Annotated in this window: 23 protein-coding genes; 11 read left to right on the top strand and 12 right to left on the bottom strand. The window is 53.0% G+C overall.

Annotated elements, in window-relative coordinates; genetic code table 11:
- A complete protein-coding gene (locus B051_RS0112765; protein ID WP_018478595.1) occupies nt 1–414 on the top strand; it encodes a response regulator in 414 nt (137 codons plus the stop codon).
- Between the two features lie 150 nt (nt 415–564).
- Here the strand turns inward: B051_RS0112765 and B051_RS0112760 are convergent, their stop codons facing one another.
- Nucleotides 565–1,143: a helix-turn-helix domain-containing protein gene (locus B051_RS0112760; RefSeq protein WP_018478594.1), complete on the bottom strand. Its 579-nt coding sequence runs from the start codon at nt 1,141–1,143 to the stop codon at nt 565–567.
- A 361-nt stretch (nt 1,144–1,504) separates the two neighbouring features.
- Between B051_RS0112760 and B051_RS0112755 the strand changes: the two genes are divergently transcribed.
- Nucleotides 1,505–2,869, top strand: a complete 1,365-nt coding sequence (locus B051_RS0112755; protein WP_018478593.1) for a DEAD/DEAH box helicase — start codon at nt 1,505–1,507, stop codon at nt 2,867–2,869.
- A gap of 122 nt (nt 2,870–2,991) precedes the next feature.
- Here B051_RS0112755 and B051_RS0112750 read toward each other — a convergent pair whose 3' ends face one another.
- Nucleotides 2,992–3,363, bottom strand: coding sequence for a hypothetical protein (locus tag B051_RS0112750; protein ID WP_018478592.1), 372 nt, complete (start codon nt 3,361–3,363; stop codon nt 2,992–2,994).
- A 269-nt stretch (nt 3,364–3,632) separates the two neighbouring features.
- On the opposite strand from B051_RS0112750, the gene B051_RS0112745 reads away from it, so the two are divergent.
- Nucleotides 3,633–3,860 carry a hypothetical protein gene (locus B051_RS0112745; RefSeq protein WP_018478591.1) on the top strand — a complete coding sequence of 76 codons (228 nt, stop codon included), beginning with the start codon at nt 3,633–3,635 and terminating at the stop codon, nt 3,858–3,860.
- 11 nt (nt 3,861–3,871) lie between these two features.
- Here B051_RS0112745 and B051_RS0112740 read toward each other — a convergent pair whose 3' ends face one another.
- Together B051_RS0112740 and B051_RS0112735 are read right to left on the bottom strand one after the other, a co-directional pair.
- Nucleotides 3,872–4,879, bottom strand: a complete 1,008-nt coding sequence (locus B051_RS0112740) for an alpha/beta fold hydrolase (RefSeq protein ID WP_018478590.1) — start codon at nt 4,877–4,879, stop codon at nt 3,872–3,874.
- Nucleotides 4,880–5,003: 124 nt separating this feature from the next.
- Nucleotides 5,004–6,101, bottom strand: coding sequence for a T9SS type A sorting domain-containing protein (locus tag B051_RS0112735; protein ID WP_018478589.1), 1,098 nt, complete (start codon nt 6,099–6,101; stop codon nt 5,004–5,006).
- Between the two features lie 276 nt (nt 6,102–6,377).
- Here B051_RS0112735 and B051_RS0112725 point away from each other — a divergent pair, with 276 nt between their 5' ends.
- Both B051_RS0112725 and B051_RS0112720 read left to right on the top strand, forming a co-directional pair.
- Nucleotides 6,378–8,501, top strand: a complete 2,124-nt coding sequence (locus B051_RS0112725; protein WP_018478587.1) for a sensor histidine kinase — start codon at nt 6,378–6,380, stop codon at nt 8,499–8,501.
- A gap of 78 nt (nt 8,502–8,579) precedes the next feature.
- Nucleotides 8,580–9,296 (top strand): response regulator transcription factor, encoded by a 717-nt coding sequence (locus tag B051_RS0112720; protein ID WP_018478586.1) that lies wholly within the window; start codon nt 8,580–8,582, stop codon nt 9,294–9,296.
- Nucleotides 9,297–9,411: 115 nt separating this feature from the next.
- On the opposite strand, the gene B051_RS0112715 is transcribed toward B051_RS0112720, so the two are convergent.
- The gene (locus tag B051_RS0112715; protein WP_071594885.1) at nt 9,412–10,092 is read right to left on the bottom strand and encodes a porin family protein; all 681 of its coding nucleotides are present in this window, start codon (nt 10,090–10,092) and stop codon (nt 9,412–9,414) included.
- Between the two features lie 287 nt (nt 10,093–10,379).
- Between B051_RS0112715 and B051_RS0112710 the strand changes: the two genes are divergently transcribed.
- Nucleotides 10,380–11,429 (top strand): nucleoid-associated protein, encoded by a 1,050-nt coding sequence (locus B051_RS0112710; protein WP_018478584.1) that lies wholly within the window; start codon nt 10,380–10,382, stop codon nt 11,427–11,429.
- 111 nt (nt 11,430–11,540) lie between these two features.
- Complete coding sequence (locus B051_RS0112705) at nt 11,541–11,981, top strand: hypothetical protein (protein WP_018478583.1); 441 nt, start codon at nt 11,541–11,543, stop codon at nt 11,979–11,981.
- A gap of 29 nt (nt 11,982–12,010) precedes the next feature.
- On the opposite strand, the gene B051_RS0112700 is transcribed toward B051_RS0112705, so the two are convergent.
- Nucleotides 12,011–13,003 carry a sterol desaturase family protein gene (locus B051_RS0112700; RefSeq protein ID WP_018478582.1) on the bottom strand — a complete coding sequence of 331 codons (993 nt, stop codon included), beginning with the start codon at nt 13,001–13,003 and terminating at the stop codon, nt 12,011–12,013.
- 191 nt (nt 13,004–13,194) lie between these two features.
- On the opposite strand from B051_RS0112700, the gene B051_RS0112695 reads away from it, so the two are divergent.
- Nucleotides 13,195–13,386, top strand: coding sequence for a hypothetical protein (locus B051_RS0112695; protein WP_018478581.1), 192 nt, complete (start codon nt 13,195–13,197; stop codon nt 13,384–13,386).
- Nucleotides 13,387–13,430: 44 nt separating this feature from the next.
- Here B051_RS0112695 and B051_RS0112690 read toward each other — a convergent pair whose 3' ends face one another.
- The 4 genes from B051_RS0112690 to B051_RS21255 form a co-directional block, all read right to left on the bottom strand.
- Nucleotides 13,431–13,994: an HD domain-containing protein gene (locus B051_RS0112690; protein WP_018478580.1), complete on the bottom strand. Its 564-nt coding sequence runs from the start codon at nt 13,992–13,994 to the stop codon at nt 13,431–13,433.
- A gap of 102 nt (nt 13,995–14,096) precedes the next feature.
- On the bottom strand, nt 14,097–14,639 hold the full coding sequence (locus B051_RS0112685) for an RlpA-like double-psi beta-barrel domain-containing protein (protein ID WP_018478579.1): 543 nt from the start codon (nt 14,637–14,639) through the stop codon (nt 14,097–14,099).
- A gap of 401 nt (nt 14,640–15,040) precedes the next feature.
- Nucleotides 15,041–15,763 carry a TVP38/TMEM64 family protein gene (locus B051_RS0112680; RefSeq protein WP_245539625.1) on the bottom strand — a complete coding sequence of 241 codons (723 nt, stop codon included), beginning with the start codon at nt 15,761–15,763 and terminating at the stop codon, nt 15,041–15,043.
- A gap of 9 nt (nt 15,764–15,772) precedes the next feature.
- Nucleotides 15,773–16,594 carry a rhomboid family intramembrane serine protease gene (locus B051_RS21255; RefSeq protein ID WP_018478577.1) on the bottom strand — a complete coding sequence of 274 codons (822 nt, stop codon included), beginning with the start codon at nt 16,592–16,594 and terminating at the stop codon, nt 15,773–15,775.
- A 338-nt stretch (nt 16,595–16,932) separates the two neighbouring features.
- Between B051_RS21255 and B051_RS0112670 the strand changes: the two genes are divergently transcribed.
- The 3 genes from B051_RS0112670 to msrA all read left to right on the top strand — a co-directional run bounded on the left by B051_RS0112670 (nt 16,933) and on the right by msrA (nt 20,296).
- Nucleotides 16,933–18,786 carry a glycoside hydrolase family 3 protein gene (locus B051_RS0112670; RefSeq protein WP_018478576.1) on the top strand — a complete coding sequence of 618 codons (1,854 nt, stop codon included), beginning with the start codon at nt 16,933–16,935 and terminating at the stop codon, nt 18,784–18,786.
- Nucleotides 18,787–18,865: 79 nt separating this feature from the next.
- Nucleotides 18,866–19,567 carry a hypothetical protein gene (locus B051_RS0112665; protein ID WP_018478575.1) on the top strand — a complete coding sequence of 234 codons (702 nt, stop codon included), beginning with the start codon at nt 18,866–18,868 and terminating at the stop codon, nt 19,565–19,567.
- 186 nt (nt 19,568–19,753) lie between these two features.
- A complete protein-coding gene (gene msrA, locus B051_RS0112660; RefSeq protein WP_157578847.1) occupies nt 19,754–20,296 on the top strand; it encodes a peptide-methionine (S)-S-oxide reductase MsrA in 543 nt (180 codons plus the stop codon).
- A gap of 663 nt (nt 20,297–20,959) precedes the next feature.
- On the opposite strand, the gene B051_RS0112655 is transcribed toward msrA, so the two are convergent.
- Together B051_RS0112655 and B051_RS0112650 are read right to left on the bottom strand one after the other, a co-directional pair.
- Nucleotides 20,960–21,478 carry an NUDIX domain-containing protein gene (locus B051_RS0112655; protein ID WP_018478573.1) on the bottom strand — a complete coding sequence of 173 codons (519 nt, stop codon included), beginning with the start codon at nt 21,476–21,478 and terminating at the stop codon, nt 20,960–20,962.
- A gap of 65 nt (nt 21,479–21,543) precedes the next feature.
- Complete coding sequence (locus B051_RS0112650) at nt 21,544–22,563, bottom strand: SDR family NAD(P)-dependent oxidoreductase (RefSeq protein WP_018478572.1); 1,020 nt, start codon at nt 22,561–22,563, stop codon at nt 21,544–21,546.
- Nucleotides 22,564–22,641: the final 78 nt, after the last annotated feature.

The raw sequence follows: 22,641 nt of genomic DNA, 5'->3' as shown, positions 1-22,641 counted from the left end.
ATGAATACCTTGAAAAGAGTAGTTTTGATTGATGATGATGAAGTGAATAACTTCGTGTGCGAGAGCATCATCCGGAATGAAAATTTCGCGGAGGAGGTACTTAGCTTCCAAAGCGCGGAGGAGGCGCTCTCTTTCCTGAAATCCTCGGTGAGCCAAGACGGAGAAAATTTTCCTGACCTTATTTTCCTGGACATCAACATGCCCGGGATGGACGGCTGGAACTTTATTGAAGAATACCGCAGCCTGCCGGAACACGTGACGCAGAGGTGCAACCTGTTCATGCTATCATCGGCAGTGGACCGCAAAGACATTATGTGCGCCCGTAGCCACGAAGAGGTGAAGGAGTTTTTTTCGAAACCCCTGTCTCCAGAGATTCTGGACTTCATCAAAGAAGAGTTCCTTCTGAGAGTCTGATACAGTACCGGCACAGCCTGTCTTGCACAGGTTGGGCCCAAAAGCATAGTCCCCATTTGAAGCGCTTTTACAGCTAACCTCAAATGGGGACTATGCTTTTGGTTTATGCCGTAGCTGCAATCACTGAGAAAGCCCGTATCGCCTTCCTGGTTACAGAACCTGGTCCAGAGGCTTGCGCGGCTGCGCCTTGCTTTTCTTGTACTCACTCGGTGACATGCCTGTCACCTGCTTGAACTGCCCCGACAGATGCGCTACGCTACTATACCCTAACTGGTAGCTGATTTGGCTCAGGCTCAACTCATTGTAATCGAGCAGCTCCTTTGCCCGCTCTATCTTCTGCAGCACCACATAACGCGCTATCGTCACGCCTTCCTCAGCCGGGAAAATGCTACTCAGGTAGTGGTAATCGCGGCCTACGGCCTCGGCCAGGTAATCAGATATATTGGTGTTGAGGTTCTCCACCTCCCCAGACCGAATGAGGTCTATGATGGCGAGTTTCACCCGCTCCACCAATTCGGCTTTTTTATCCTCCAGCAGCTCAAACCCGTTCTCTAATAGCGCTTGCCTCAGTTGCACCAGCTGCTCCGGGCTGGGTTCGGCAGCCAGTTCCACTTGTCCAAGCTGTACGTCTATGGGCGTCAGGTTCAGTTTCTCCAGCTCCTCCGTGACTACTTTGAGGCAGCGCGGGCAGACCATGTTGCGGATATGGAGTATCGGGTTGTCAGGCATCGCTTTGTTCGTTGGTAAAGATGATACAGGTATACCTCATGCGCTAGGTATACTCCTATTACAACACACCTGCGGTCAGATTAGTTGTCAGGCGGTTGCAGCTGCACAAATCTAGCGAATTTTGCTACAGGGCACCTATACCTGATGCGCATCTTGTACAGGTATAGCCTATCCAAATAAGGTGTTCCTGTTCCCGCACTATCTATTTAGGCTATAGTTGAATTATTGCCACCCTCCCCCTGTTGTACCCTTGACTGATGTATAGACTACATACATCCTTCCGGCAATAGGTGCCGGAAATAATAAATACAGGCAAGCCAAATTATAAAGTTACCTTTGCTGCTTGCATAACCAATCATACATGACATTTAGCGAATTAGATTTAATTGAACCTATCCTGAAGGCGCTTCAGGCGGAAGGCTACACACAGCCTACGCCTATACAGGAACAGGCCATACCGCACCTTTTAGCAGGCAGAGACTTGCTTGGCTGTGCCCAGACGGGAACAGGCAAGACGGCAGCCTTTGCTATACCTATATTGCAGCTGCTGCACAAGCAGAAAGACCGCGCCTCCAACTCCATCAAGACCCTCATCCTCACCCCAACCCGTGAGCTGGCTATTCAGATAAACGAGAGCTTTGCCGCCTATGGCAAAAACACCGACATCCGGCATACCGTCATCTTCGGTGGCGTGTCGCAGCATGCCCAGGTGCAGACACTCAAGCGCGGCGTTGACGTGCTCATCGCCACACCGGGCCGTCTGCTCGATTTGATTGGACAAGGATTCATCAACCTGAAGAAGGTGGAGTTCTTTGTGCTGGATGAGGCCGACCGCATGCTCGACATGGGCTTTATCCATGACATCAAGCGCATCATTCCACTGTTGCCACAGCAGCGCCAGTCGCTGTTCTTCTCGGCTACCATGCCACCCGTTATCCAGAAACTGGCCGATACTATCTTGGTGAACCCGGTGAAGGTAGAGGTTACGCCTGTATCGTCAACCGCCGAGAAGGTGGAGCAGGCGGTATACCTGGTGGAGAAGAACGACAAGCGCCACCTGCTGCGCCACCTGCTCGCTGACACCGAGATTGAGCGTGTGCTGGTGTTCACCCGCACCAAGCACGGTGCTGACCGCGTGGTGAAGGACCTGAACAACGCCAACATACAGGCCGAAGCCATCCACGGCAACAAGTCACAGAACGCACGCCAGCGCGCGTTGGGTAACTTCAAGGCAGGCACTACCCGCGTGCTGGTGGCCACCGACATCGCTGCCCGTGGTATTGATGTGGAAGAACTGTCGCACGTGATTAACTTTGAGCTCCCGAACGAGCCAGAGACCTACGTGCACCGCATTGGCCGCACGGGCCGTGCTGGTAACAACGGCATCGCCCTCTCCTTCTGCGACACTGAGGAACGCGCTTACCTGCGTGACATCCAGAAGCTGATACAGAAGCAACTGCGAGTGGACGCCGACCATCCGTTCGCGCTGCCTTCTCACCTAGCCCTTAACCTGGATAATGTAAAGGCTCCGAAAGGCCCTAGCGGCAACCGTGGAGGCGGCAACCGCAATGGTGGTGGCAACAACAGCACAGGCGGCAACCGTCCTGCCAGCAGCAGCGCTGCCAACAGCCGCACGAGCGGCGGTGGACGAAGTGGCTCCTGGCGCAACAAGAACTCCAAAGCCAGCAATGGCCAGAGCAGACCGTCTACCCACAGAAACGGGTAAGCAGAAGCCAGATAAAAAAGAGACCCCCGCTATACCTGTATAGCGGGGGTCTCTTTTTTACAACCAATACAAAACAGCAGCAGCCGCTGCGTCTGCACCGGCTGCTGCTGCAATTGGGGGTTCTAGATTCTGTTCTGTTCGCTGTCGCTTGGCTTCGTATCCTTGTCTCCCAGCTCCTGTGGCCTGCTTCTGATGCCGTTTACCTCGTCGTCCATAGCAGTGTCGCTACCTTCGAACTCAAAGCCAGGGCCCTGCGCGAATTCCTCTGTGCTGTTCGGGTTGTTGGCGCCGTAGCCCGTGGTTTCGTCGCCTCCAATGTGCAGGTTCTCCAGACTGTCTTTCTGGTCGGCCCGCTCCAGGGCTCCACCATAGCCTACGTTGCGCTTGGCCGACGGGTCGGGTTTGTTGCCCATAGTCTGGCCTTTGCGGTGCTCTTCGTTTACGTTTTTGGGTTTATTGGGCGTATTTTGCTGATCTTCTTCTCTGATTGACATGTCGCTAAACGTTTAGTTTCCTTTGTGTATACGCTCCCGGTGTGGTTCAGTTAGAACGGGCAGCCTATACCTGTCAGAACAATCCCTCGCTTTTGTGCCTGTAACTCACTTGGCTACAGCTGAGCCCATTGTATTTGCAGGTGCTGCCCACGAGGGCTATACCTGTTATAGATTCTAGCGTTATATGCTATCTTTGCAGAGATAATTCAATGCAGTGGCACCACTGTTGCCTCAAAAGCGTTACACCTGTAACATTAGCAGCAAGGAACATGAAACTTTCCAAAATTTACGACCCCCGGGAGATGAACTCCTACCAGTTTGTAGCGGCGACAGGCCTGGTGATGACGATTGTGGCGAACCTGATACTGCTGCTGATTGGCAAGAGCATCGAGAGTTTCAGCGCGCTATACCTGTGCTGGTTTGTTTTCTTCGGGGCAGGCACCTTGGCCAATCTGAACAGCAAACCCAGCGACCAAGACCATCACCACCACCATTGATTCTCCACTTATCACTGCTTCAGAAACTCCAGAAGTGACTTATGGAATTGTTCCGTCGCCTCCAGGTGCGGGATGTGTCCTACTCCGTTCAGCTCCACCAGTTTTGCGTTAGGTATGGCTTCAGCCGCCTGCTTGCCCAGCAAGGGATACTGCCCATACTGCTTCCGCTTCTCTTCCTCCTGAATGTACGCTTTCCCCACCACCGTGCGGTCCTCCTGCCCGATGATAAGCAGGGCCGGTACTTGCAACTGGCTGAACTCATGCACGACAGGTTGTTCGTATATCATGGCATAGGTCATGGCAGCCACCCGCGCCACCATCGGATAGTCGGCACCGCGCAGTTGCCCCGCCGGCACACGCACCCATTCATCAAAGGCGGGCTTCCAGGAGGTATAATAGGTTTTGTGGTAGTTGCGTATGCCCTGTTCCGTCCGCCGGAGTTCCTCCTGGTATAGCTCGTCCAGATTTTTGTAGGGTACCATCATCCGGTAGTCTTCCAGTCCGATTGGGTTCTCGAGAACGAGTTTATGCGTCATATCCGGGTATAGGAGCGCGAACCGGGTGGCTAGCATCCCGCCCATGGAGTGGCCTACGACCACGGCGTTTTGTATCTTCAGGCTCTCCAGCAAATCACGGGTGTGCTGGGCAAGTTGATGGAAACTGTAGTGCACGTTCGCTTTGTCTGACTTACCGAAACCCAACTGGTCTGGCACCACCACCCGGTAGCCGTTGGTCGCCAGAAACCGGATAGTCTCCTGCCAATAGGCGCCCATGAAGTTCTTGCCATGCAGCAGGACCACTGTCTGCGGGTTCTGCACCTTCAGGGAGGGCGCCACATCCATGTAGGCCATCCGGTGCTTCTCCCCTTCCTGCTCCACTTCAAAGTGACTGACAGGGTAACGATAAGCGTAGTCGTCCAGGGTGGCGTTGTAAATGGCCTGCTTTTGCTGCGCCTGCAGTTGGCTAAAGGCCGCTAACAGCAGGAGCAGCGTCACAAGACTTCGGATTTTGATTTTCATGGCAGGATAGGTATAGGCTCACTTCTTTTACTGCCAGCGCATGCTAAGGGTTCAGAACGCAGAAAGCCCGGCGCTAGACAGCACCGGGCTTTCAGACGAAACCACTCTATTTCACTCTCTATTTTTATTGCACCAACAGTTTTTTGGTATGGTACCGGTCATTTTGCGCCACCTGCAGGTAATAGATGCCAGGTCCGAAGGGAGAGATATCAATCTCGCGGCTATACTCGCCTGAGAGCTTCTCCACCGTATCTACAAACACTTCATCGCCTTTGCTGTCCATGATGCGGACCACAGTGGTTCCTTTGTTTTTGAGCGTGAAGCTGAGCTTGAACCGGCCATTGTTCGGGTTGGGGTAGTAGTTTATCTCTTCCACCTTCAGCTCCTCTTTAGCCTTCATCTCGACAGGGGCTCCGGCTTCCTTCAGCTGCTTCTTCTCCTCGGCTGTGGCGTCCTCTACCTGCGCCCTGACAAAGTAGATGACCCTGCCTCGACCGGCAAAGCTCACCCCCACGTCTTCTGCTTTCACCTCCATCTCATTGCCATCGGCATCAATGCGGTATACCTTGTGGTCGCCTGTTTTGTCGTCGGTGTTGATTCTGACATAGGATTTGCCTTCCTTCAGCAGCAGCGAGTCTGTTTTGTGCCGGCCTTTTATGCGGTCCACCACAATGCGGTCTATCTTATTCGGGTTGATTGCGCTTATTGCCTCTCCCTCCTTCAGCCGCATAGCGCCTGCCGTATCGTTTCTGAAGTAAATGCGCGGCACCACCTGGCCGGTGCCGGACAGGCTATCAATTTTGATGATTTCGAAACGCTTTTCCATCACACGCATCAACGAGTCAGCCCCTATCATCTGCACCCGCACCTCCCGCAACCTGCGCAGTTGAGCTGTATCCGCGCGCAGGGTTTTGGCCATTTCATGCAAGTCAGGATGGTCCACATCTACCAGCAGGGTCTTCATCCTACCTTCCAGTCCGCGCAGGGCGGCCGTGTCCAGCCTGATTCCTTTGATGCCCTGCAGCAGTGTCACCTGGTCAGGTGCCGTGATGGTGGTATCCACCATTTCCATCTTCCCGTTCATGGTGCGGATTATCTTAACGCGCACTTTCTTTTCATCGGTCTTTGCGTCCTGAGCCAGCACCTGGTGCAGGGGCAGCAGCGCTGTCAGGAGCAGGAGGAACAGCTTCAGCAAGAATTGGAGAATGGTGGCTAGGTTCATAGTATTGGGGATTAGGACTTGTACATCGTTTCCCAAATTTACGCAGAGTGCGAGCGCGCTAGCGTTAACAAGAGGTTAAAATCTGTTAAGAAAAAGTTAAATAAAAAGAAGATGACCCTTTCCATGAAAATGGAGGTCAAAGTTGCCGTCGCTGCTCCCCCTGATTTGCTTGTCGTTCACTATCAACAGCTTGGCTTCGGCTGCAAATTTTTCCTGCTAGCGTTAAAGAAAAGTTAAATATCTGGACAAACTCTTCTAAAAACGTAAATTTGTTATATGAGCAAGTCAACTATCATTGGGGTAATCGTGCTGATGAGCATTTCGCTGCTTGGTGTGGTGGGCTTGCAGCTGTACTGGATTTCGGATGCTATCCGGGTGAAGCAGGAGCAGTTTGACCGCAGCGTGCATGAGGCGCTCACACGCGTGGTGGAAAAGCTGGAGACGCGTGAGGCTGTATCGGCTGTGGCCAACGGCATGGCTACGCTGCAGCACGCTCCCCAGGTGCCGGCTGCTATACCTGCAACTCCCCCTCTTCCGGAGCAAACGGCTCCTGAGGAAAAAGCAGCGAAGTCAGGTCCTCGAGAAAATAAAAAAAGGCATCAGGAAGCCGCCCGCTCTGAAGCAGCCACCCAGGAGGAGAATCCTCTACAATCCGGAACCGTCTGGACCTATGCTGAGCAACCCAATACCCAACAGGGCAAAGGCAACAACTACTTGCAGTTCAGCTACGCAATCCCTGATTCGGCGTACCTGGAGCGGTACCTCCAGCAGGTTCCACAAGGTATACGCCTCTCTCAGAAACAGCTGGAGCAAGTGGTCGCAGTCCGTAGCCTTGTCGGTGATTCAATCCGGCTGGCCAAAGCGAGAGGCAATGGCTCCATCCATTTCGACCACCTGACCGAAGGTACCATCACCTACCGCCGTCAGCTCAACAACACCCCCATACGGATATCTGTAGACACACTTCAGTACATTGCCCTGCACCTGGATAGCCTCCTGCGCCAGCGTGTGCCTCATGTGCGCCTCAAACAAGAGGAGATAGCCGCCATCAACGTGATTCGGGACAGTGTGTTTGTGGTACAGAGGGCGGCAACAAGGCTGCAGGAGCAGCAGTTGGCCAGCCTGTCTGCCATTCCAGGCAGGGTGTTGTACAGACCTGTTACCCCACTCCAGGAGGCCCAGGCCCTGCAGGAGAAACCTGCCAGAGGACGTGCTGCCGCCAAGGAAACCCCCAAACCGACTCCCCCTACACCGGAGCCACCTGCTATACCTGACCCCCTGAAGGTGGAAGCCAAAAAAGAGAAACTGAACAACGTGGTGGAGAAGATGGTGGTGGAATACGTGTCTAAGGATGTGCCACTGCAGGAGCGCCTCAACCTGGCTAACCTGCAACCCATGCTGAAGTCCGAACTTAACAACAAAGGTATCTGCCTGGACTTCGGGTATTGGGTGCTTTCCGGCCAACAGGACACGGTGGCTGCCGCGCATATTGCCGCCGCCAAATCAGATGACTTTGCTACCTACAAAGCCAATCTCTTCCCAAACGACATCTGGGATAAGCCCGACTACCTGGCTGTATACTTTCCTGATAGCCAGACCTATGCCTTGCAGTCGCTTTGGGTGATGCTGCTGTTCTCAGCGGTCTTCACGCTGGTGATAGTGGCCACCTTTGGCACCACCATCCACATCATCTTCAAGCAGAAGAAGCTTTCGGAGATGAAGAACGACTTCATCAACAACATGACGCACGAGTTCAAGACGCCGATTGCCACCATCTCGCTTGCCACGGATTCCATCGCCAACCCCAGGGTATACAGCAACCCCGACAAGATACAGTACTACACCAACATCATCCGCCAGGAGAACAAGCGCATGAACGTGCAGGTGGAGAACGTGCTGCAAATCGCGCAACTCGAGAAGAACGAGTTCAAGATGAACCTGCAGCCTGTGGACCTGCATGCGCTGGTCGTGAAAGCAGTAGAGAGCATTCGCCTGCAGGTGGAAGAGCGCCTGGGCCAGGTTACAGCCCAATTGAATGCCCTGGAACACGAGCTGAAACTGGACGAGGTGCACGCCTACAACGTCATCTGCAACCTGCTCGACAATGCCAATAAGTACTCTCCCAATAGCCCGGACATACGGCTGGTGACCCAGAACGTGGAGGGCGGCATTCTGCTGGCAGTGGAGGACAAAGGTATGGGCATGACGCGTGACACCCAGATGCGTGTGTTTGAAAAATTCTACCGGGTTCCTACGGGCAACCTGCACAACGTGAAAGGCTTTGGGTTGGGTCTTAGCTATGTCAAGGCCATCGTGAAAGCACACCATGGACAGGTACGTCTGCAGAGCGAACTCGGCAGAGGCAGCCGATTCGAAGTTTTCCTGCCCTTTAACACATAATTTTTTTCCTGGCAAGTGCAGCCTTTCGCGCTGTGCTGGCATCTTTAGCATATCATCCACCGCAAAGCGAACCATACTATGGCTGAGAACGGACTGAACATACTGCTGGCCGAAGACGACCCCAACTTTGGCATCGTCCTCAAGGATTACCTGGAGCTGCACGATTACCATGTGACGCTGAGTCAGGACGGCTGCCAGGCCATCACGGCCTTTAGGAAAGGGAAGTTTGACCTTTGTATCCTGGATGTGATGATGCCGGGCAAGGACGGCTTTACATTAGCCCGAGAAATCAAGAAACTGGACACAGAAACGCCCCTTATCTTCCTCACAGCCAAAAGTATGAAGGAGGATATGCTAGAGGGGTTCCGGATTGGAGCGGATGACTACATCACCAAACCGTTTGACTCGGAGGTGCTGCTCTACAAAATAAAAGCGATTATGCATCGCAAGTCGGGAGCGCAGGTAGCAGAAAAGCCCGAGGTGACAGAATATAGCATCGGGCAATACCGGTTCCAGTACAAGCTCCGGCTGCTGCACCTCAACGGAGAGACGCACAAGCTGTCGCCGAAGGAATCAGAGCTGTTGCGCCTGCTCTGCCAGCGCCTGAACGATGTGATGCCGCGCGAGGAGGCCCTGCTGCGCATCTGGCAAGAAGACAGCTACTTCACGGCACGCAGCATGGACGTTTACATCGCCAAACTGCGCAAGTACCTGCGCGAGGACCCCTCTGTGGAAATCATCAACATACACGGTCAGGGCTACCGGCTGTGCGTGCACAACGGCGTGATGCTCTAGTTGCCTCTACACCGATTAGGTATAAAAACAAACCGGCCTCTGTCGATTACAGAGGCCGGTTCAACTCACCAAAACACGTTACCAATTCCAATCTATCTTTTGCTTTCTGCTATACCTAAAAGGTGAAACCTACTGAGGCTTTTACAACGCGGTTGAACGTCTCGAAATTTCCGTTGCTGTCCACAGGGCTCAAGCCGTAGTCGTAGCCGGCACTCAGGTTCAGGCCGCTTGCGAAGCGATAGCCTATACCTCCGGTGGCCGCCACATCAAACTCACGGAAGCCGTTTTTCATATCCCATTCCTGGTTAAGTGCATTGAAGCCCAGTGCTCCCGCCTCTACGTGTACTTTGTTAGAGAGCAGGTAAGAGACCTGCGGACCCGCAAAGATGTGAAAGCCCTCCCCTACGTATAGCTTGGCCAGTAACGGCAGGTCAATGTACTCGGCTTTGTTGGTCACCGTCACCCGGGCGTTCAGGAAATCGAACTGCTCCAGCGGCACTTTGCCTACCAGGCGCATACCCTTCTGGGAGTACAGCAGGCCCGGCTCAATCTCGAAACCAGGCGCCACAGGTATAGTCACGACGCCGCCCACATGGAAGCCCTCTCTCATTTTTCGGGTCAGGGAGCCATTGGTCATATCCATCAGGTCCTGGGCGCTGTTTATGGTCTCGCCTTGCCACTCCGACAGGTTGACGCCTGCCTTTATGCCGAATCGGACGCCTGTATTTTGCTGCGCATTTGCTTGGGTAGCCGCCATTCCCAGAACTACGGCTAGTAGTAAAAATATCTTTTTCATAACACCTGTACTTAAGATTTGAATAATCAGGAAATCAAGCTGCGCTGCTTGATTGGACAGATGAAAGAACCGTGCCAAAACTGATGCAGGTGATAGCAAAAAAGTTCACACTTAGGTATAAATAATTAGCTATCAACTAATTGATTGCTTAAAATATTTTTAAAGAGGTATAGATATGGCAAAACAGGGACCGTATTTACTAAAATCTTATTTGGGCGGAGGGTATACTTCGCCTTACATTTGCAGCCCCACAGGCCAGGACATAGGCCAGGTTTAATCCATAAGAAATGAGCGACAAAACACAGGTGCGCCTGAACAGGCTGGCGGTACATCGGGTAGGCAACAAGGCAAAGGATGAGGGCGTCATCATATCTAAAGAGTTGGTGGACCTGCGCGATGAACAGCTGAGCAGCCTGCTGACCAATTATTTCATAGCGCCTTTCAAGCAGGAGGAGTTTTTCCGCTTCACCCATACCTCCGACATCGCCCTGAACGAGATGTTTGCCTATTCGGCGCTCATGTTCGCGGAGCCGCACAACTTCCTGGAGTACTCGGTGCACGTGCTCAACCACCTCTATGAGCAGTCGGACCACCCTAAGGTGAAAAGCGGGGAGCTTTACGTGGTGCACCTGTCGGGCTGTTTGATGGAGGACGGTATCGTGGACGCCATCGGTATCTTCAAATCAGAGAACAAAGACACGTTTCTGACCTTCCAGGAGGAGGACGGTGACCTGAGCATGAATTACCACTTTGGGGTGAACATCAAGAGCGTGGATAAAGGCTGCCTCATCTTCAACACCCAGGCCGAGGACGGGTTCCGGGTGAAAATGGTGGACGCCAACAGCACCGATGCCGTGTTCTGGAAAGAGGACTTCCTGCACGTGGCCGAGCTGAAGGATACTAACTTCAATACCAAGGCAGCCCTAAACCTGTGCAAGGACTTTTCAGAAGAAGTGTTCGCCCAGACGGACAGCAAGAAGGCACAGGTGGATTTTATTAGCCGCTCCGTAGACTATTTCTCCAAGAGCGAGACCTTTGACCTGGAGGAGTTCACTAGCAGCGTGATTGACCAGCCGGAGACGGCCGAGAAATTCAAGAACTATACCCAGGCCTTTGCCGAGGAGCGAGATATCGAGGGTTTCACGGACTTCGCCATCAACAAGAACACAGTGAAGTACATGAAACGCAAATTCCGCAACTTCATCAAACTCGACACGCAGATAGAAATCAAGTTCAGTGGGTATAACCCGGAGCAGAGCGAGCAGTATGTGGAGCGAGGCTTCGACCAGGAGCGGGGCATGCACTTCTACAAGGTATACTTCCACTCGGAGTCGTAGCGTTATCCCCCTGCACCGAAACTATAGCCACAAAGGCATTGTTACGAAAGTCCTGAGCCGGATTGCGGAACAGTTTTTGTAAGGAAAGCTCTTAAACAGAATCAGACACATATGAAGAAAGCAGCTCTCGCCGCCATACTTTTTGCCACAGTCACCACCGTTGCCTTTGCCCAGGCTCCTGCCAGCCAGCAAAAGCAAACCAAAACCGCACAAAGCGCCCCAAAATCGGTGGAGCAGCGGGCCGACGACATTACAGCAGGTATGGTGAAGAACCTGCGCCTGCAGCCAGACCAGGCCCGGAAACTTCAGGAAATCAACCGAACCAGCATGCGCCACGCTGAGGAGGCCCGAACCAAACTGAAGTCAGACCCACGCAAACTGGCCCAACAGATGGACATCATCAGCCAGACGCGCCTCTCCCAAATCAAGGATGTCCTGACAGAGCAGCAGTTTGCGCAGTACCAGTCGCGCCGTGAAGAGAAGATGGGGGTGCCACGTGAGGCACAGAGCAACCCTGCCTCCCGCCAAGGCGGCTATCAGGAACAGTACTAATACAGAAACATGGCAGCCGCCATGCTTTTTTATTTGTCCGTGTTTATGCCCTCAGCTATACCTACGCTTCCTACTAACTGACCGAGTCCATCCTCCGACAGCACAGATTCCGGCTCCTCCTTCTCCTTCAGTTGCACCCGCAGTGCCTCCTGCTCCCGCTGAAAGGCCGTCACCACAGCGCCCGGTGGCTTGAACAGCAGCTTCCATACCTCCTTTGCCGAGCGGGCATGCAGCAAATCCCGGAACAGGTCCACCCATTCATGGAACACCAGGTATAGCGGGTTATAAGAGGTGACTGGTTTGGTCAGGCCGTAGACTGGGCGCTCCTCCTCTGCCTGGAAGGTATTGAAGAGCCTATCCCAAATGATGAGTGTGGAGCCGTAATTCTTGTCGATATACTTGGCATTGGAACCGTGGTGCACCCGGTGGTGCGAAGGGGTGACAAAGATATACTCCAGTGGTGCCGGCAGTTTCCGGATGAGCTCCGTATGCACCCAAAACTGATAGAACACGGCCAATTGGTGGCAAATCAGGAAGGTGAGCGGGTCGAGGCCCAGGAAAGGGACAGGCAGAAAAAAGATGAACTTGATATGCTGTGTCCAACCCGTGCGGAACGAGACGGAGAAGTTCATCTTCTGGGAAGAGTGGTGGGTGACATGTGTCGCCCACCAGAAACGCTGCTCATGCGAGATGCGGTGCGCCCAGTACCGCAGCCAATCAACCAGCAGGAAGCAGAGCACGAAACCCCACCACGAGCGCGGCACCGCCCAAGGCACCGCGTTGTAGATGACGATAGTGGTATAGAAAATCGTCACCTTTAGCAAGGACCCCAGCACCATGCTACCCGCACCAATAGCCACTGCCGCTATGAAATCGCGCTTGTCATAGTAGTCACGCTGCTTGTACACACCCACCAGCCATTCTATCACCACGGATGCCACGATGATGGGCGCAGCAAAATACAGAAGTGTGGCATCGTCCAGTTCCTGAATCTTCTCAAGCGTGAAAACCTCTTTCTCCATAGGCTCCTTCTTTTGGTTGAGGTATACCTATAAAACGGTGGCTTCACAGAAGGGTTGGTCAATTTTTTATTAACATCATCCTAATAAAGCTGCTCCAGAAGCTGCTAGAATGCTTTCCGAGCGCCCACTAATTGAAGGCAAAATTGACTTTTTGCCAAAGCCTGTGTATCCTTGCCAAAAGGATTATACCCATGCAAATCAGAAAGAAAGTAAAGGCCACTATACCCGCCAGCATGAACCGCTATGCCGCGTTGGACCTATTTGTGAAAGCCGCTGAAAAGGAAAGCTGGTCCGAACAGGAGATACAGACCGTGATTGATGAAGTGGTGGAGGCGGATGACAATGCCAAAGGCATGGAGGCGCTGCTTTACTACCTGGCTTAATGTAAACTGCCGCCCCTGGCAACAGAAGCGGCAGCTATACCTGATCAGGCGCTCGTACTTTGCTGTGGCTCCAGCTGCAGTTCCTGCTGGTTCTGCTGCAGCACCGAGATGATGAAGTTGATGTGCTCCTGCATCTCCACCCCGAAGAGCTCAGCGCCCTTGCGCACCTCGTCCCGGTCAACAGAGGCGGCGAAGCCTTTCGTGTTGAGTTTCTTCAGGACAGACTTCGCCTCCAGTCCTTCCAGGCGCTGCGGCCGTACCTGTGCGCAGGCCACTATAAAGCCGGTAATCTCGTCGCAGGCAATCAGTGCTTTGTCCAGGGTGGTTTCGTAGGGCACTCCCCAGTGGGTATAGTGGGCCGAAATGGCATGGGCTATCTTCTCCTGCCCTTTCTCGCGCAGCAGCTGCACAATCACGTTGGGGTGCTGCTCCGGGTAGGCCTGGTAGTCGGCGTCGTGCAGCAGCCCAGTAATGGACCACTCCTCTTTGTCTTCCCCCAGTTTCTCAGCGTAGGCCTCCATCACCAGTTGCACGGTTCGCGCGTGGCGCAGCAGGCTTTCGCTCGTGGTCATATCCTTTAGTATGGCAAGTGCCTCTTCTCTCGTCATGGTTCTGCTCTTTTTTACTGCCTAAGTTAGGAAAATCCGACTTACTCAGAAATCACAGCATACCTTTTTAAGAAGAGGGCAGGTTTACTCACTGCCTATACCTTACTTCGACATGGCCAAACCGTAGTAGCTCGGCTTGAAGTCAAGTTCAAGCTCCTCCTCCTGCGGGAACTCGGCACGTGCTATTTCTACATTGTCCCATCTCCCCATGATGTTGTCGTTCCTGCCCACGAGTATGTCGATGCGGTTGCGGAAGCGGCGGTTCATGGTGTCGCGCACTATGTACATGCCATCCAGTTCGTCTGATATGCCGCGCACCCAGATGGAGTCTCCATACTGGATTTCGCCTCCCCAGCGCGACAGCATATCACGGGACAGAGCTATCCAACGGTGCTTCTTGGGGTTTCTGGGGTTGATTTTGGAGCCGTCTGCCGTCGTGAGGGGGTCGCTGTCGGTCTGGCTTCTTTCGGGGAAATAGACGGTGGCAGATACGGTATAAGTCTCGGGTAGTTCGTCAGGTGATTGTACTTTTTGGATGTAAGTGGGAGGACGGTGAGTGGCTTCTGTTTTTTCTTCCGAAGGTTCGGAAGATTCTGCCTTGAGGAGCGCCATTTCATCGGCGAAGGCAACAAAAATGGAAATCACAACTGCTAGTAATTTGACCCTAAACATACGTAATCCATTTCGTGAAACATCAATTTCCTACAATAAACCGCTTAAACGGCGGCATTTCGGAATAGGTTTTCTTACATGGATTAATTTATCTGTAAAGGCGGATTATTGAGATTATTTATGTCATGTAAATTTTCGATTTTTATATATAAATTTATCTAAACAGCGGTTCATTCCAACTAGTAGAATATTAGATTTTATATACAATTTTTTAAATTAATATTTAGCTTATTCCTACATAAAAAATCTAAAGAACAGGTATAGCAAATACTGAATAACCCTATACAATATAAATTTTTAAAGTTCGTTACTTGGCGCTGTAATTTATACAGGAGGTATACCTGAAAATACAAATGACAGGACAGTTAACAGCTCTATTCATGGGATGCTTTCTTGCGGAAGTACTTGTCGTATAGCACGTAGCCGATGAAGAGAACCAAACTCCCTACTCCCACCCAGATAAGGCCGTTGATGAGCCTGTCGTTGCTCTCGCCGAGCCATGCCAGCAGGATGGCAAGAGGTGTGATGCCTGCCAAAGTAGCCCCGATGAACTTGGGGTAGGCCATTTTAGTGATTCCAGCCACGAAACTCACGGCGTCATTAGAAAGGATGGGTGAAATCCGAGCTATGATGACGGCCCAAATCCCATACTCATTCACAAAGCTACACACTTTTTCTTCCGCCTTCTGCCCTATGATGCGGCGTACACCGGCCTCTCCCAGGCCTCTGCCAATCATGTAGCCTACGGTAGAGGCTACCAGCACGGCCACTATAGCAATCACTGCCCCCCATACAGGTCCGTAGGCCAATATGGCCACCAGCATCAACGCCACCACGTTGACAACGATTAGGAACATCTGCAGTACCATGGCCAACACAATGAAAAAGGGCCCCCAGAAGCCGAACTGCTCCACCCATTTTGAAATCCGCTCTTCCTCGCCGCTGGTCAGCACCTCCCAGCCTTCTTTCATGCTCTCCTGAAAGCCAGGAAAATTGAAGTAGGCCGCGACCAGCCCCAACAATATAATGCCGGTAATGATGAGGGGCCACTTACTTTGCTTTACCTCGGCCTGTTCCTGCTGCCTTGTTTCGTTCATGTAAAGCATTTACGGCTTATCTGATTTTATGACTGTATGTCTTGTCCCCAATTCTACCATACCTGATTTGGGGTTGAGTCGGCAGGGGTGCAGGTAAGTGGCCTTAGCGTTGTCAGTACTTACGGTATACCTCATCGCGTAGGGGCTATTCCCCAGTGTGCTGCTCTGGTGCCGTTGCTGTAACGCTATTGGACTCGCTGTTGCCGCAGCCTCACTCTCGTCCGGTTCTGCCCTTCTCTCCACGCTTTCGCCGTACAGCAGAGCAGCTCCCATACCTGCCAGCAAGCCTCCCAGATGCCCTTCCCAGGAAATACGCTCTTCCGCCGGAAACAGCCCATAAAACAAACCTCCGTACAGAAACAGAATGGCCAGCGATACCGCCAACCCTGCCCTGTCGCGGCGCAGCATCCCGTTGAACAACAGAAAACCCGCCAGCCCATACACCACGCCGCTTGCCCCTACATGGTAGGCATCGCGGCCAATGAGCCAGGTGAACAGGCCACTCAGCACATACACGAACATGAACACCCGCAACGCCACCCGCCGGTGCAGGAACAGGATGAAACCCGAGAGCAGCACCAGCGGAAAGGAGTTGGAAAGCAAATGTATCAACCCGGAATGGATGAGAGGCCCCGTGACTATACCCACAAGGCCCAGCGAGTTGCGTGGCAGCACGCCCAGCCACGTCAGTTGCACGTCACTCAGGTATACCAACAGCGCAATGAGCCAAATGAGGGCAACGAAAAGCGTGCCTGGCAGGAAACTGTATGCAAAACGTTCGCTCTCTGCCTGAGTGTCGGGCAAGAGGTGTCCAATAGAAGGAGGAGCCATAGGTATAGTATTCACGGAACGAGCCACGCAAATCGCCGAGCAGGTTCCTGAGGCGTTTTGGACCCATTCACCAGGCAACAACGTGTTTTCTTTTTATCAGGCTGTACACGCCACTCAATTCTCCAGATACTTTCATTTAAGGGTGCAGCAGCCTGCCTAAATATACTGGTATTGAACAAAAACAGCGTAGTCAGCCTTTACCTTTATAGCTGTTCACCGTATCTGCTCTTTTTCAGCCGCCCTGTTTGGTTGGCTTTCACATGTTTGGCTCTCCGTGCATGCGGCGAACCAAACAGATAAATGTAAGTATTAACATGTGGCATTCTTTTGCACATACCATGTACGCACCCAAGCAACGTTCTGGCGCCTCCCTTTCAGGCGTGGTGCACCACCTCCTGCTTCTGGTCCTGGTGTTCCTGTTATGCGCCTGCGAAGGCACCGATGCTCAGAAACATGAGTACACAGAGGGGAATCAGCGTGAGTTTTTTCCATCCGAGACCGCTTATACGCCTCCTGCTTCGCTGATGGAGGCGATTGAGAATCCTTCTACGTGGGTGGATTCCGTGTTCCGGACGCTGACGCCCGATGAGCGCATCGCACAGCTGATTATTATCGAAGCCTTCTCCAACAAAGGACCCAAGTACGAAGCCGATGTCATGAACCTCATCACCAGGTATAAGGTGGGGGGCATCATCTACTTCCAAGGAGGCCCTGTGCGCCAGGCAAAGCTCAACAACCGGTACCAGGCTGCCTCCAAAGTACCCCTCCTCATCTCTATGGATGCCGAGACAGGCGTTGGCATGCGCCTCGACAGCACGGTGCAGTATCCCTACCAGATGATGCTGGGCGCCATTGAGGATAATGGATTGATATACCAGATGGGGGCTGAAGTGGCGCAGGAGTTCAAGCGCTTGGGCATGCATGTCAATTTTGCTCCTGTGGCCGACATCAACAACAACCCCGCGAATCCCATCATCAGTTACCGCGCCTTTGGCGAGGATAAACTGGACGTGACGGCTAAGAGCTTGGCCTATATGCGCGGCATGCAGGAAAATGGCATCATCGCTGTAGCCAAGCACTTCCCTGGCCACGGCGACACCGATGTGGACTCCCATTATGATTTGCCGGTTATACCCCATGACCGCACTCGCCTCGATTCGCTGGAGCTTTACCCCTTCCGGGAACTGATAAAGCACGGCATCGGGGGCATCATGGTGGCGCACATGCACATGCCCGAGCTTGACACGACTATGAACCTGCCCTCCACGCTCTCCAAGCCTATCGTGACCAACCTGCTCAAGAAAAAGATGGAGTTCAAAGGCCTAGTATTCACCGATGCGATGGTGATGAAGGGCGTGACCAAATATTTCCCGGCGGGTGAGGCCGAGGCGCGTGCCCTGATGGCCGGCAACGATGTACTGGAGCGACTCAACAGCGTGCCCAAGGCCATACGTGCTATAAAAGAAGCCATCATCAGGGGGGAGCTGTCGCAAGAAGAGATTGACAGGCGCTGCAAAAAGATGCTGGCTGCCAAGCAATGGGTGGGGCTGGACAAGTATAGGCCCATCGAACTGGAGAACCTATATGAGGACCTCAATCCGGAGATAGCCGATAGTACCAACCATGCCCTGGCCGAGGCTGCCATGACGCTGCTCAACAACCGAAAGAACCTACTGCCCATACGCCAGAAAAAGAAACATAAAATCGCCACACTATCCTTTGGGGCGATACGGCCTACTTTATTTCAGCGGGAGGTAGACAAATACACCCGCAGCACCACCAACTTTGTAATCTCACGAAAGGCCGATGCCAAGGAAGTCAAGAAGATGAAACAGAAGCTGCGTGGGTATGACTACGTGCTGGTTGGGCTGTATGGACCCGGCGCCAGCCCGAGCAACCGGCTAGGCTACTCCAAAGAGGCGACTGAGTTTGTAAATGAGCTGGCCAGGTCTGACAGAGCCGTTATGACGCTCTTCGACAACGCCTATACCTTAGACCAGTTCAAGGACATACACAAGAGCCGTGTGTTGGTGGTGGCGTATCAGCGGCATGCGCACGCCCAGATAGCGGCTGCGAAGGTATTGTTCGGGAAAATACCGGCTCGTGGCAAACTGCCCGTCACCGTAAACGGTCATTATAGCTATGGCGACGGCATCAGCAAGGACAAACCCCTGCTGGCTGTGCGCCCATAGTATCCTGCATCTCCCCTTTTCGTAGTAATAGCAAAAGGCAGGTATAGACCTGGCCCAGAACCCATACAGCATAAGAAACATGATGCCAAAACACATACAGTACGTGACGGTCTTTTTCCTGGCAACGCTCCTCTGGAGTTGCGAGGGAAACCGCACAGCCGAGAACACCGAAGAAATCACCGTAGACACAACAGAGCAGGATACTGCCCAGGTGGTGCGCTCCGGCCGCACCGTGGATGATCGGCTGGAGTCGCTGCGCGGTTGGATGAATGAGAAGGTCGAACAGGGAGACAGCTCCATACAGCGCGAATGGCCCGATGTGAAAGACGACTTCAGGCGCCGCACCGCCGAGATAGACCAAAACCTGGACAGTCTTTCAGTTGAGTCCAAAGCGGAATATGCGCGTCTCAAACAGCGCTACGAACGATGGGAAAACCGCCAGGAGCGCCGCCAGGACACTCCCCTTGACGTGCAGGAGCTGCAGCAGTGGCAGGAGCAGCTGTTACGCGAGTTTGAAGATGTAGACTCTATATCGCCGCAGAACGTGCGTGAGGCATACCTTACCTTCATGGGCGTGGTCAGGGCCAAGCGTCAGAACTGGACCCAGAACGACTGGGACTATGTGGACCACGTATACGGGCTGCTGAACCAACGCCGCCGCCAGATTGAAGGCGAGATGTCAAACAGCGACAAGCTCAAGGTAAGGGCGCTGCAAGCCGAGTACCTGAGCCTGGAGGGTGCCGCTGACGCCAAGAGCCTGATGCAGAACATGCGGAATTGACATCCAGACGGGCAGGTATAGCTTCAGAGCTGTCCACTCAATTTCCTTTCTTTTGGAGGAAGCTTTCATAATCTGCCCACAACAATTCTCTAATTAGACGGTTTATCTGCAATAGCCGTACCTTTGAGAAGGTATAGCCTTGGTCTGCTGCGCATGGCCAAGACTTCACGCATACATTATATAAAAATGGAAAAAGCAACCTTTGGGAATGGGTGTTTCTGGTGCACAGAAGCTGTATTTCAGGAGTTAGAGGGAGTTGAAAAGGTAGCGTCGGGTTATGCCGGCGGCCAGGTAGAGAACCCAACGTACAAACAGGTAACCACTGGCACGACAGGCCATGCCGAGGTGCTGCAAATCACCTACGACCCACACAAAATAAGCTACGACGAGCTGTTGGAGGTATTCTGGAAGACACATGACCCGACGACCCCGAATCGCCAAGGGAATGACATTGGCCCCCAGTACCGCTCCATCGTCCTGTACCACAGCGAGGAACAAAGGCAGCTGGCTGAGAAGTACAAACAGGAACTAGAAACCGCCGGCGCGTTCAGCAACCCCATCGTAACGACCATTGAGCCGTTGGGGGAGTTCTATCCCGCCGAGGATTACCACCAGAACTATTTCAACACACACGGCCATGAGCCCTACTGCAGCTTTGTCATCCGCCCGAAAGTAGACAAGTTCCGCAAGGTGTTCAAAGAGAAGCTGAAGTCAGCGGCACAGGGTTAGGGTTTAGGAGAATAGGGTCAGCCCAAGGCCAGATTTAACCATCCCTGCTTGTAACTTATTTAGGGTAATTGCTCTAAAAAGGATTTTGCCTTTGTTGCTGGCTAGGTATAGACGCTGTAGCCGCATGCCGGGAATTAGTACTTGCTGAAGATGAGCCTCTCCCACCCGTGAGGGGAATCCTGCTCGTGAATTTTCACAATTAATCTTGTCATTCCGACAATAGGAGGAATCTTTTTCTCTACGAGCCGCAGATGCGGCTTTTCTGAAGGCAACAAGGGAAGAATAGAGCAACAACCCAAGTGCACACCGCCCGTCATATCTCACCGCCGTTCCCGCTGCGCTCGAACCGGCGGTGGCTGTGGTAACAGATTCCTCCTTTCGTCGGAATGACAGAAAGAGGAGAATGGAGTGGCAGGCATAGCAAAACATACTTAAAACAGTAACCACAAGGCAACGGCCTGAGCCAGGTGCACCCATGACGATTTTTTGTTCGAGCGGTCAGCGAGTTCAAAATCGACTTGCCTTTTTTGCTTACTTTGGGGGTAGGGGCCCTCGATTGTGTCAAGACAAAAAGTAAGGCCCCGCCGGCCAGGCGAGACTATGAAACAACCCGGCGAGCGAAGAAGGCGGGACAGTAACTACGAAGTAATAATATAATTCCTGCTACCCTTCCCCCTGCAACAACACCCACTGCTGCGCGATAATCGTCTTGGCGTCAGCAAAACTTTCCTGCGCCAGTTCCTCTCGTGTGAACTTCACCAGTTCGATGTGCTCGTGCTCATCCTTCTTGCCGCCACCATTAGCGTGCTGGTGCGACACCTCGGCGTAGTACAGATGCACTTTCTCGGTTGTACCGCCAGGAGACGAGTAGAAGGTATGCAAATGCTCTAACTTGTCTACACCATACCCAATCTCCTCCTCTATCTCACGGACAACACTGGTTTCAGGACTCTCCCCTTCGTCTACCATACCGGCTACTACCTCCACCAACTCCGATTCCGACCCTACACGGAACTGCCGGGTCAGAATGTAGCACTCCTGTTCCGTGTCATACACCAGCGCTGCCACGGCAGTTCCCCGGTCAAACTGCTCACGCACGAATGAATGGCCGTGCTGCTCCACGTTTAGCTTGTATATCTTGAAATAGCCGTCATAGGCCTTCTCTCTGCTTTTGATTTCCATAAGGGCAATGTAGTGAAAGCCAGGTATAGCCTGGCTTTCGAGGTATAGGTTTATCTGATTTCTAGTTATAATTCGTTGTTGCGGTAGGCGGCCTTCTGAGTCCTGCTGGTCAGGTCTGACATAGAAAGGGGCGTCTCGCTTTCGTAGCCTTTCTTGGTCCGCTGTTCCCCTGTTGCGCCCGGCAGTACCCGGTTCAGCACAGCAAAGAAGTTCGTGGTGGTTTCTGGGGAAAGTCCATGTATGAAGGCGCCTATTTTGGCAGGGATAGACGTCACCACTTCGGCATCGCCGTGGCGACAGGCATCTAAAATCTGTTTCGCCGACTCTTCGGCAGTAATGGACGTCATGGGGTTGGAGTCCAGAATTTTGAAGAGCGTGTACTCCTCCTCGTGTTGTCCTTTGACGTTGGCGTTTCGTGGACTGCCCGTCTGCATCAACCCCGGCGAAGCACAGGTCACGATGATGTTGTGTTGCTTCAGCTCGGCCCGAAGCCCTTCCGAGAGCCCTACTAAGGCAAATTTACTGGCGCTGTAGGCCACCAAGTGCGGCACCCCCAACTTGCCCCCAATCGAGGCGATGTTCAGGATGCGCCCTCCGCCACGCGCCTTCATGGAGGGCAGCACGGCCAACGTGGTATAGAGCGGTCCCCAGAAATGTACTTGCATGGCTTCTTCAAAATCCTTCTCCACCATCTCCTCCACCGGTCCAGCAGTAATAATGCCAGCGTTGTTGATGAGCACGTCAATGTTCCCGAAGCTGCCTTGAACGCGGTCAATCATTTCCCTGACCTGTGCCTGTTGGGTCACATCACAGGGCCATACCATGACATCGGCTCCGTTTCCGGCCAGCTCCATGTGCGCATCCTCCAGTTGTATCTCGTCGCGGGAGCAAAGCACCAGGCGTGCCCCCTCCTTAGCCAGCTGCCGCGCCATGACCAGGCCAAGCCCGCGCGCTCCGCCCGTGATGAGCACCACCTTGTTTCTGAAATCGTAAGCGTTCAGTTTCCTGTTGATAGCCCGGGCTGCCAACAGCGCCCCGGCACCAGCGGCGAGCCACCAGAGGTTTTTCTTGTTTTGTGCTTCCATAGCATGTGGTTTTGCAGGTTGTGCTGCTCAGCCAAAACAGGCTCTCAGCAACCTACTTCTCTACGGCAGGCAAGGCAA

The organism is Pontibacter roseus DSM 17521, assembly GCF_000373265.1.
GTDB lineage: Bacteria > Bacteroidota > Bacteroidia > Cytophagales > Hymenobacteraceae > Pontibacter > Pontibacter roseus.
The sequence above is the reverse complement of the archived record's forward strand: the minus strand, read 5'-3'. Positions and strand labels throughout refer to the sequence as shown.

Excerpts from the sequence above, each read along its gene's own strand:
- B051_RS0112765 (WP_018478595.1), top strand. The coding sequence starts at position 1 with ATGAATACCTTGAAAAGAGTAGTTTTGATTGATGATGATGAAGTGAAT.
- B051_RS0112760 (WP_018478594.1), bottom strand. The coding sequence starts at position 1,143 with ATGCCTGACAACCCGATACTCCATATCCGCAACATGGTCTGCCCGCGC.
- B051_RS0112755 (WP_018478593.1), top strand. The coding sequence starts at position 1,505 with ATGACATTTAGCGAATTAGATTTAATTGAACCTATCCTGAAGGCGCTT.
- B051_RS0112750 (WP_018478592.1), bottom strand. The coding sequence starts at position 3,363 with ATGTCAATCAGAGAAGAAGATCAGCAAAATACGCCCAATAAACCCAAA.
- B051_RS0112745 (WP_018478591.1), top strand. The coding sequence starts at position 3,633 with ATGAAACTTTCCAAAATTTACGACCCCCGGGAGATGAACTCCTACCAG.
- B051_RS0112740 (WP_018478590.1), bottom strand. The coding sequence starts at position 4,879 with ATGAAAATCAAAATCCGAAGTCTTGTGACGCTGCTCCTGCTGTTAGCG.
- B051_RS0112735 (WP_018478589.1), bottom strand. The coding sequence starts at position 6,101 with ATGAACCTAGCCACCATTCTCCAATTCTTGCTGAAGCTGTTCCTCCTG.
- B051_RS0112725 (WP_018478587.1), top strand. The coding sequence starts at position 6,378 with ATGAGCAAGTCAACTATCATTGGGGTAATCGTGCTGATGAGCATTTCG.
- B051_RS0112720 (WP_018478586.1), top strand. The coding sequence starts at position 8,580 with ATGGCTGAGAACGGACTGAACATACTGCTGGCCGAAGACGACCCCAAC.
- B051_RS0112715 (WP_071594885.1), bottom strand. The coding sequence starts at position 10,092 with ATGAAAAAGATATTTTTACTACTAGCCGTAGTTCTGGGAATGGCGGCT.
- B051_RS0112710 (WP_018478584.1), top strand. The coding sequence starts at position 10,380 with ATGAGCGACAAAACACAGGTGCGCCTGAACAGGCTGGCGGTACATCGG.
- B051_RS0112705 (WP_018478583.1), top strand. The coding sequence starts at position 11,541 with ATGAAGAAAGCAGCTCTCGCCGCCATACTTTTTGCCACAGTCACCACC.
- B051_RS0112700 (WP_018478582.1), bottom strand. The coding sequence starts at position 13,003 with ATGGAGAAAGAGGTTTTCACGCTTGAGAAGATTCAGGAACTGGACGAT.
- B051_RS0112695 (WP_018478581.1), top strand. The coding sequence starts at position 13,195 with ATGCAAATCAGAAAGAAAGTAAAGGCCACTATACCCGCCAGCATGAAC.
- B051_RS0112690 (WP_018478580.1), bottom strand. The coding sequence starts at position 13,994 with ATGACGAGAGAAGAGGCACTTGCCATACTAAAGGATATGACCACGAGC.
- B051_RS0112680 (WP_245539625.1), bottom strand. The coding sequence starts at position 15,763 with ATGAACGAAACAAGGCAGCAGGAACAGGCCGAGGTAAAGCAAAGTAAG.
- B051_RS21255 (WP_018478577.1), bottom strand. The coding sequence starts at position 16,594 with ATGGCTCCTCCTTCTATTGGACACCTCTTGCCCGACACTCAGGCAGAG.
- B051_RS0112670 (WP_018478576.1), top strand. The coding sequence starts at position 16,933 with ATGTACGCACCCAAGCAACGTTCTGGCGCCTCCCTTTCAGGCGTGGTG.
- B051_RS0112665 (WP_018478575.1), top strand. The coding sequence starts at position 18,866 with ATGATGCCAAAACACATACAGTACGTGACGGTCTTTTTCCTGGCAACG.
- msrA (WP_157578847.1), top strand. The coding sequence starts at position 19,754 with ATGGAAAAAGCAACCTTTGGGAATGGGTGTTTCTGGTGCACAGAAGCT.
- B051_RS0112655 (WP_018478573.1), bottom strand. The coding sequence starts at position 21,478 with ATGGAAATCAAAAGCAGAGAGAAGGCCTATGACGGCTATTTCAAGATA.
- B051_RS0112650 (WP_018478572.1), bottom strand. The coding sequence starts at position 22,563 with ATGGAAGCACAAAACAAGAAAAACCTCTGGTGGCTCGCCGCTGGTGCC.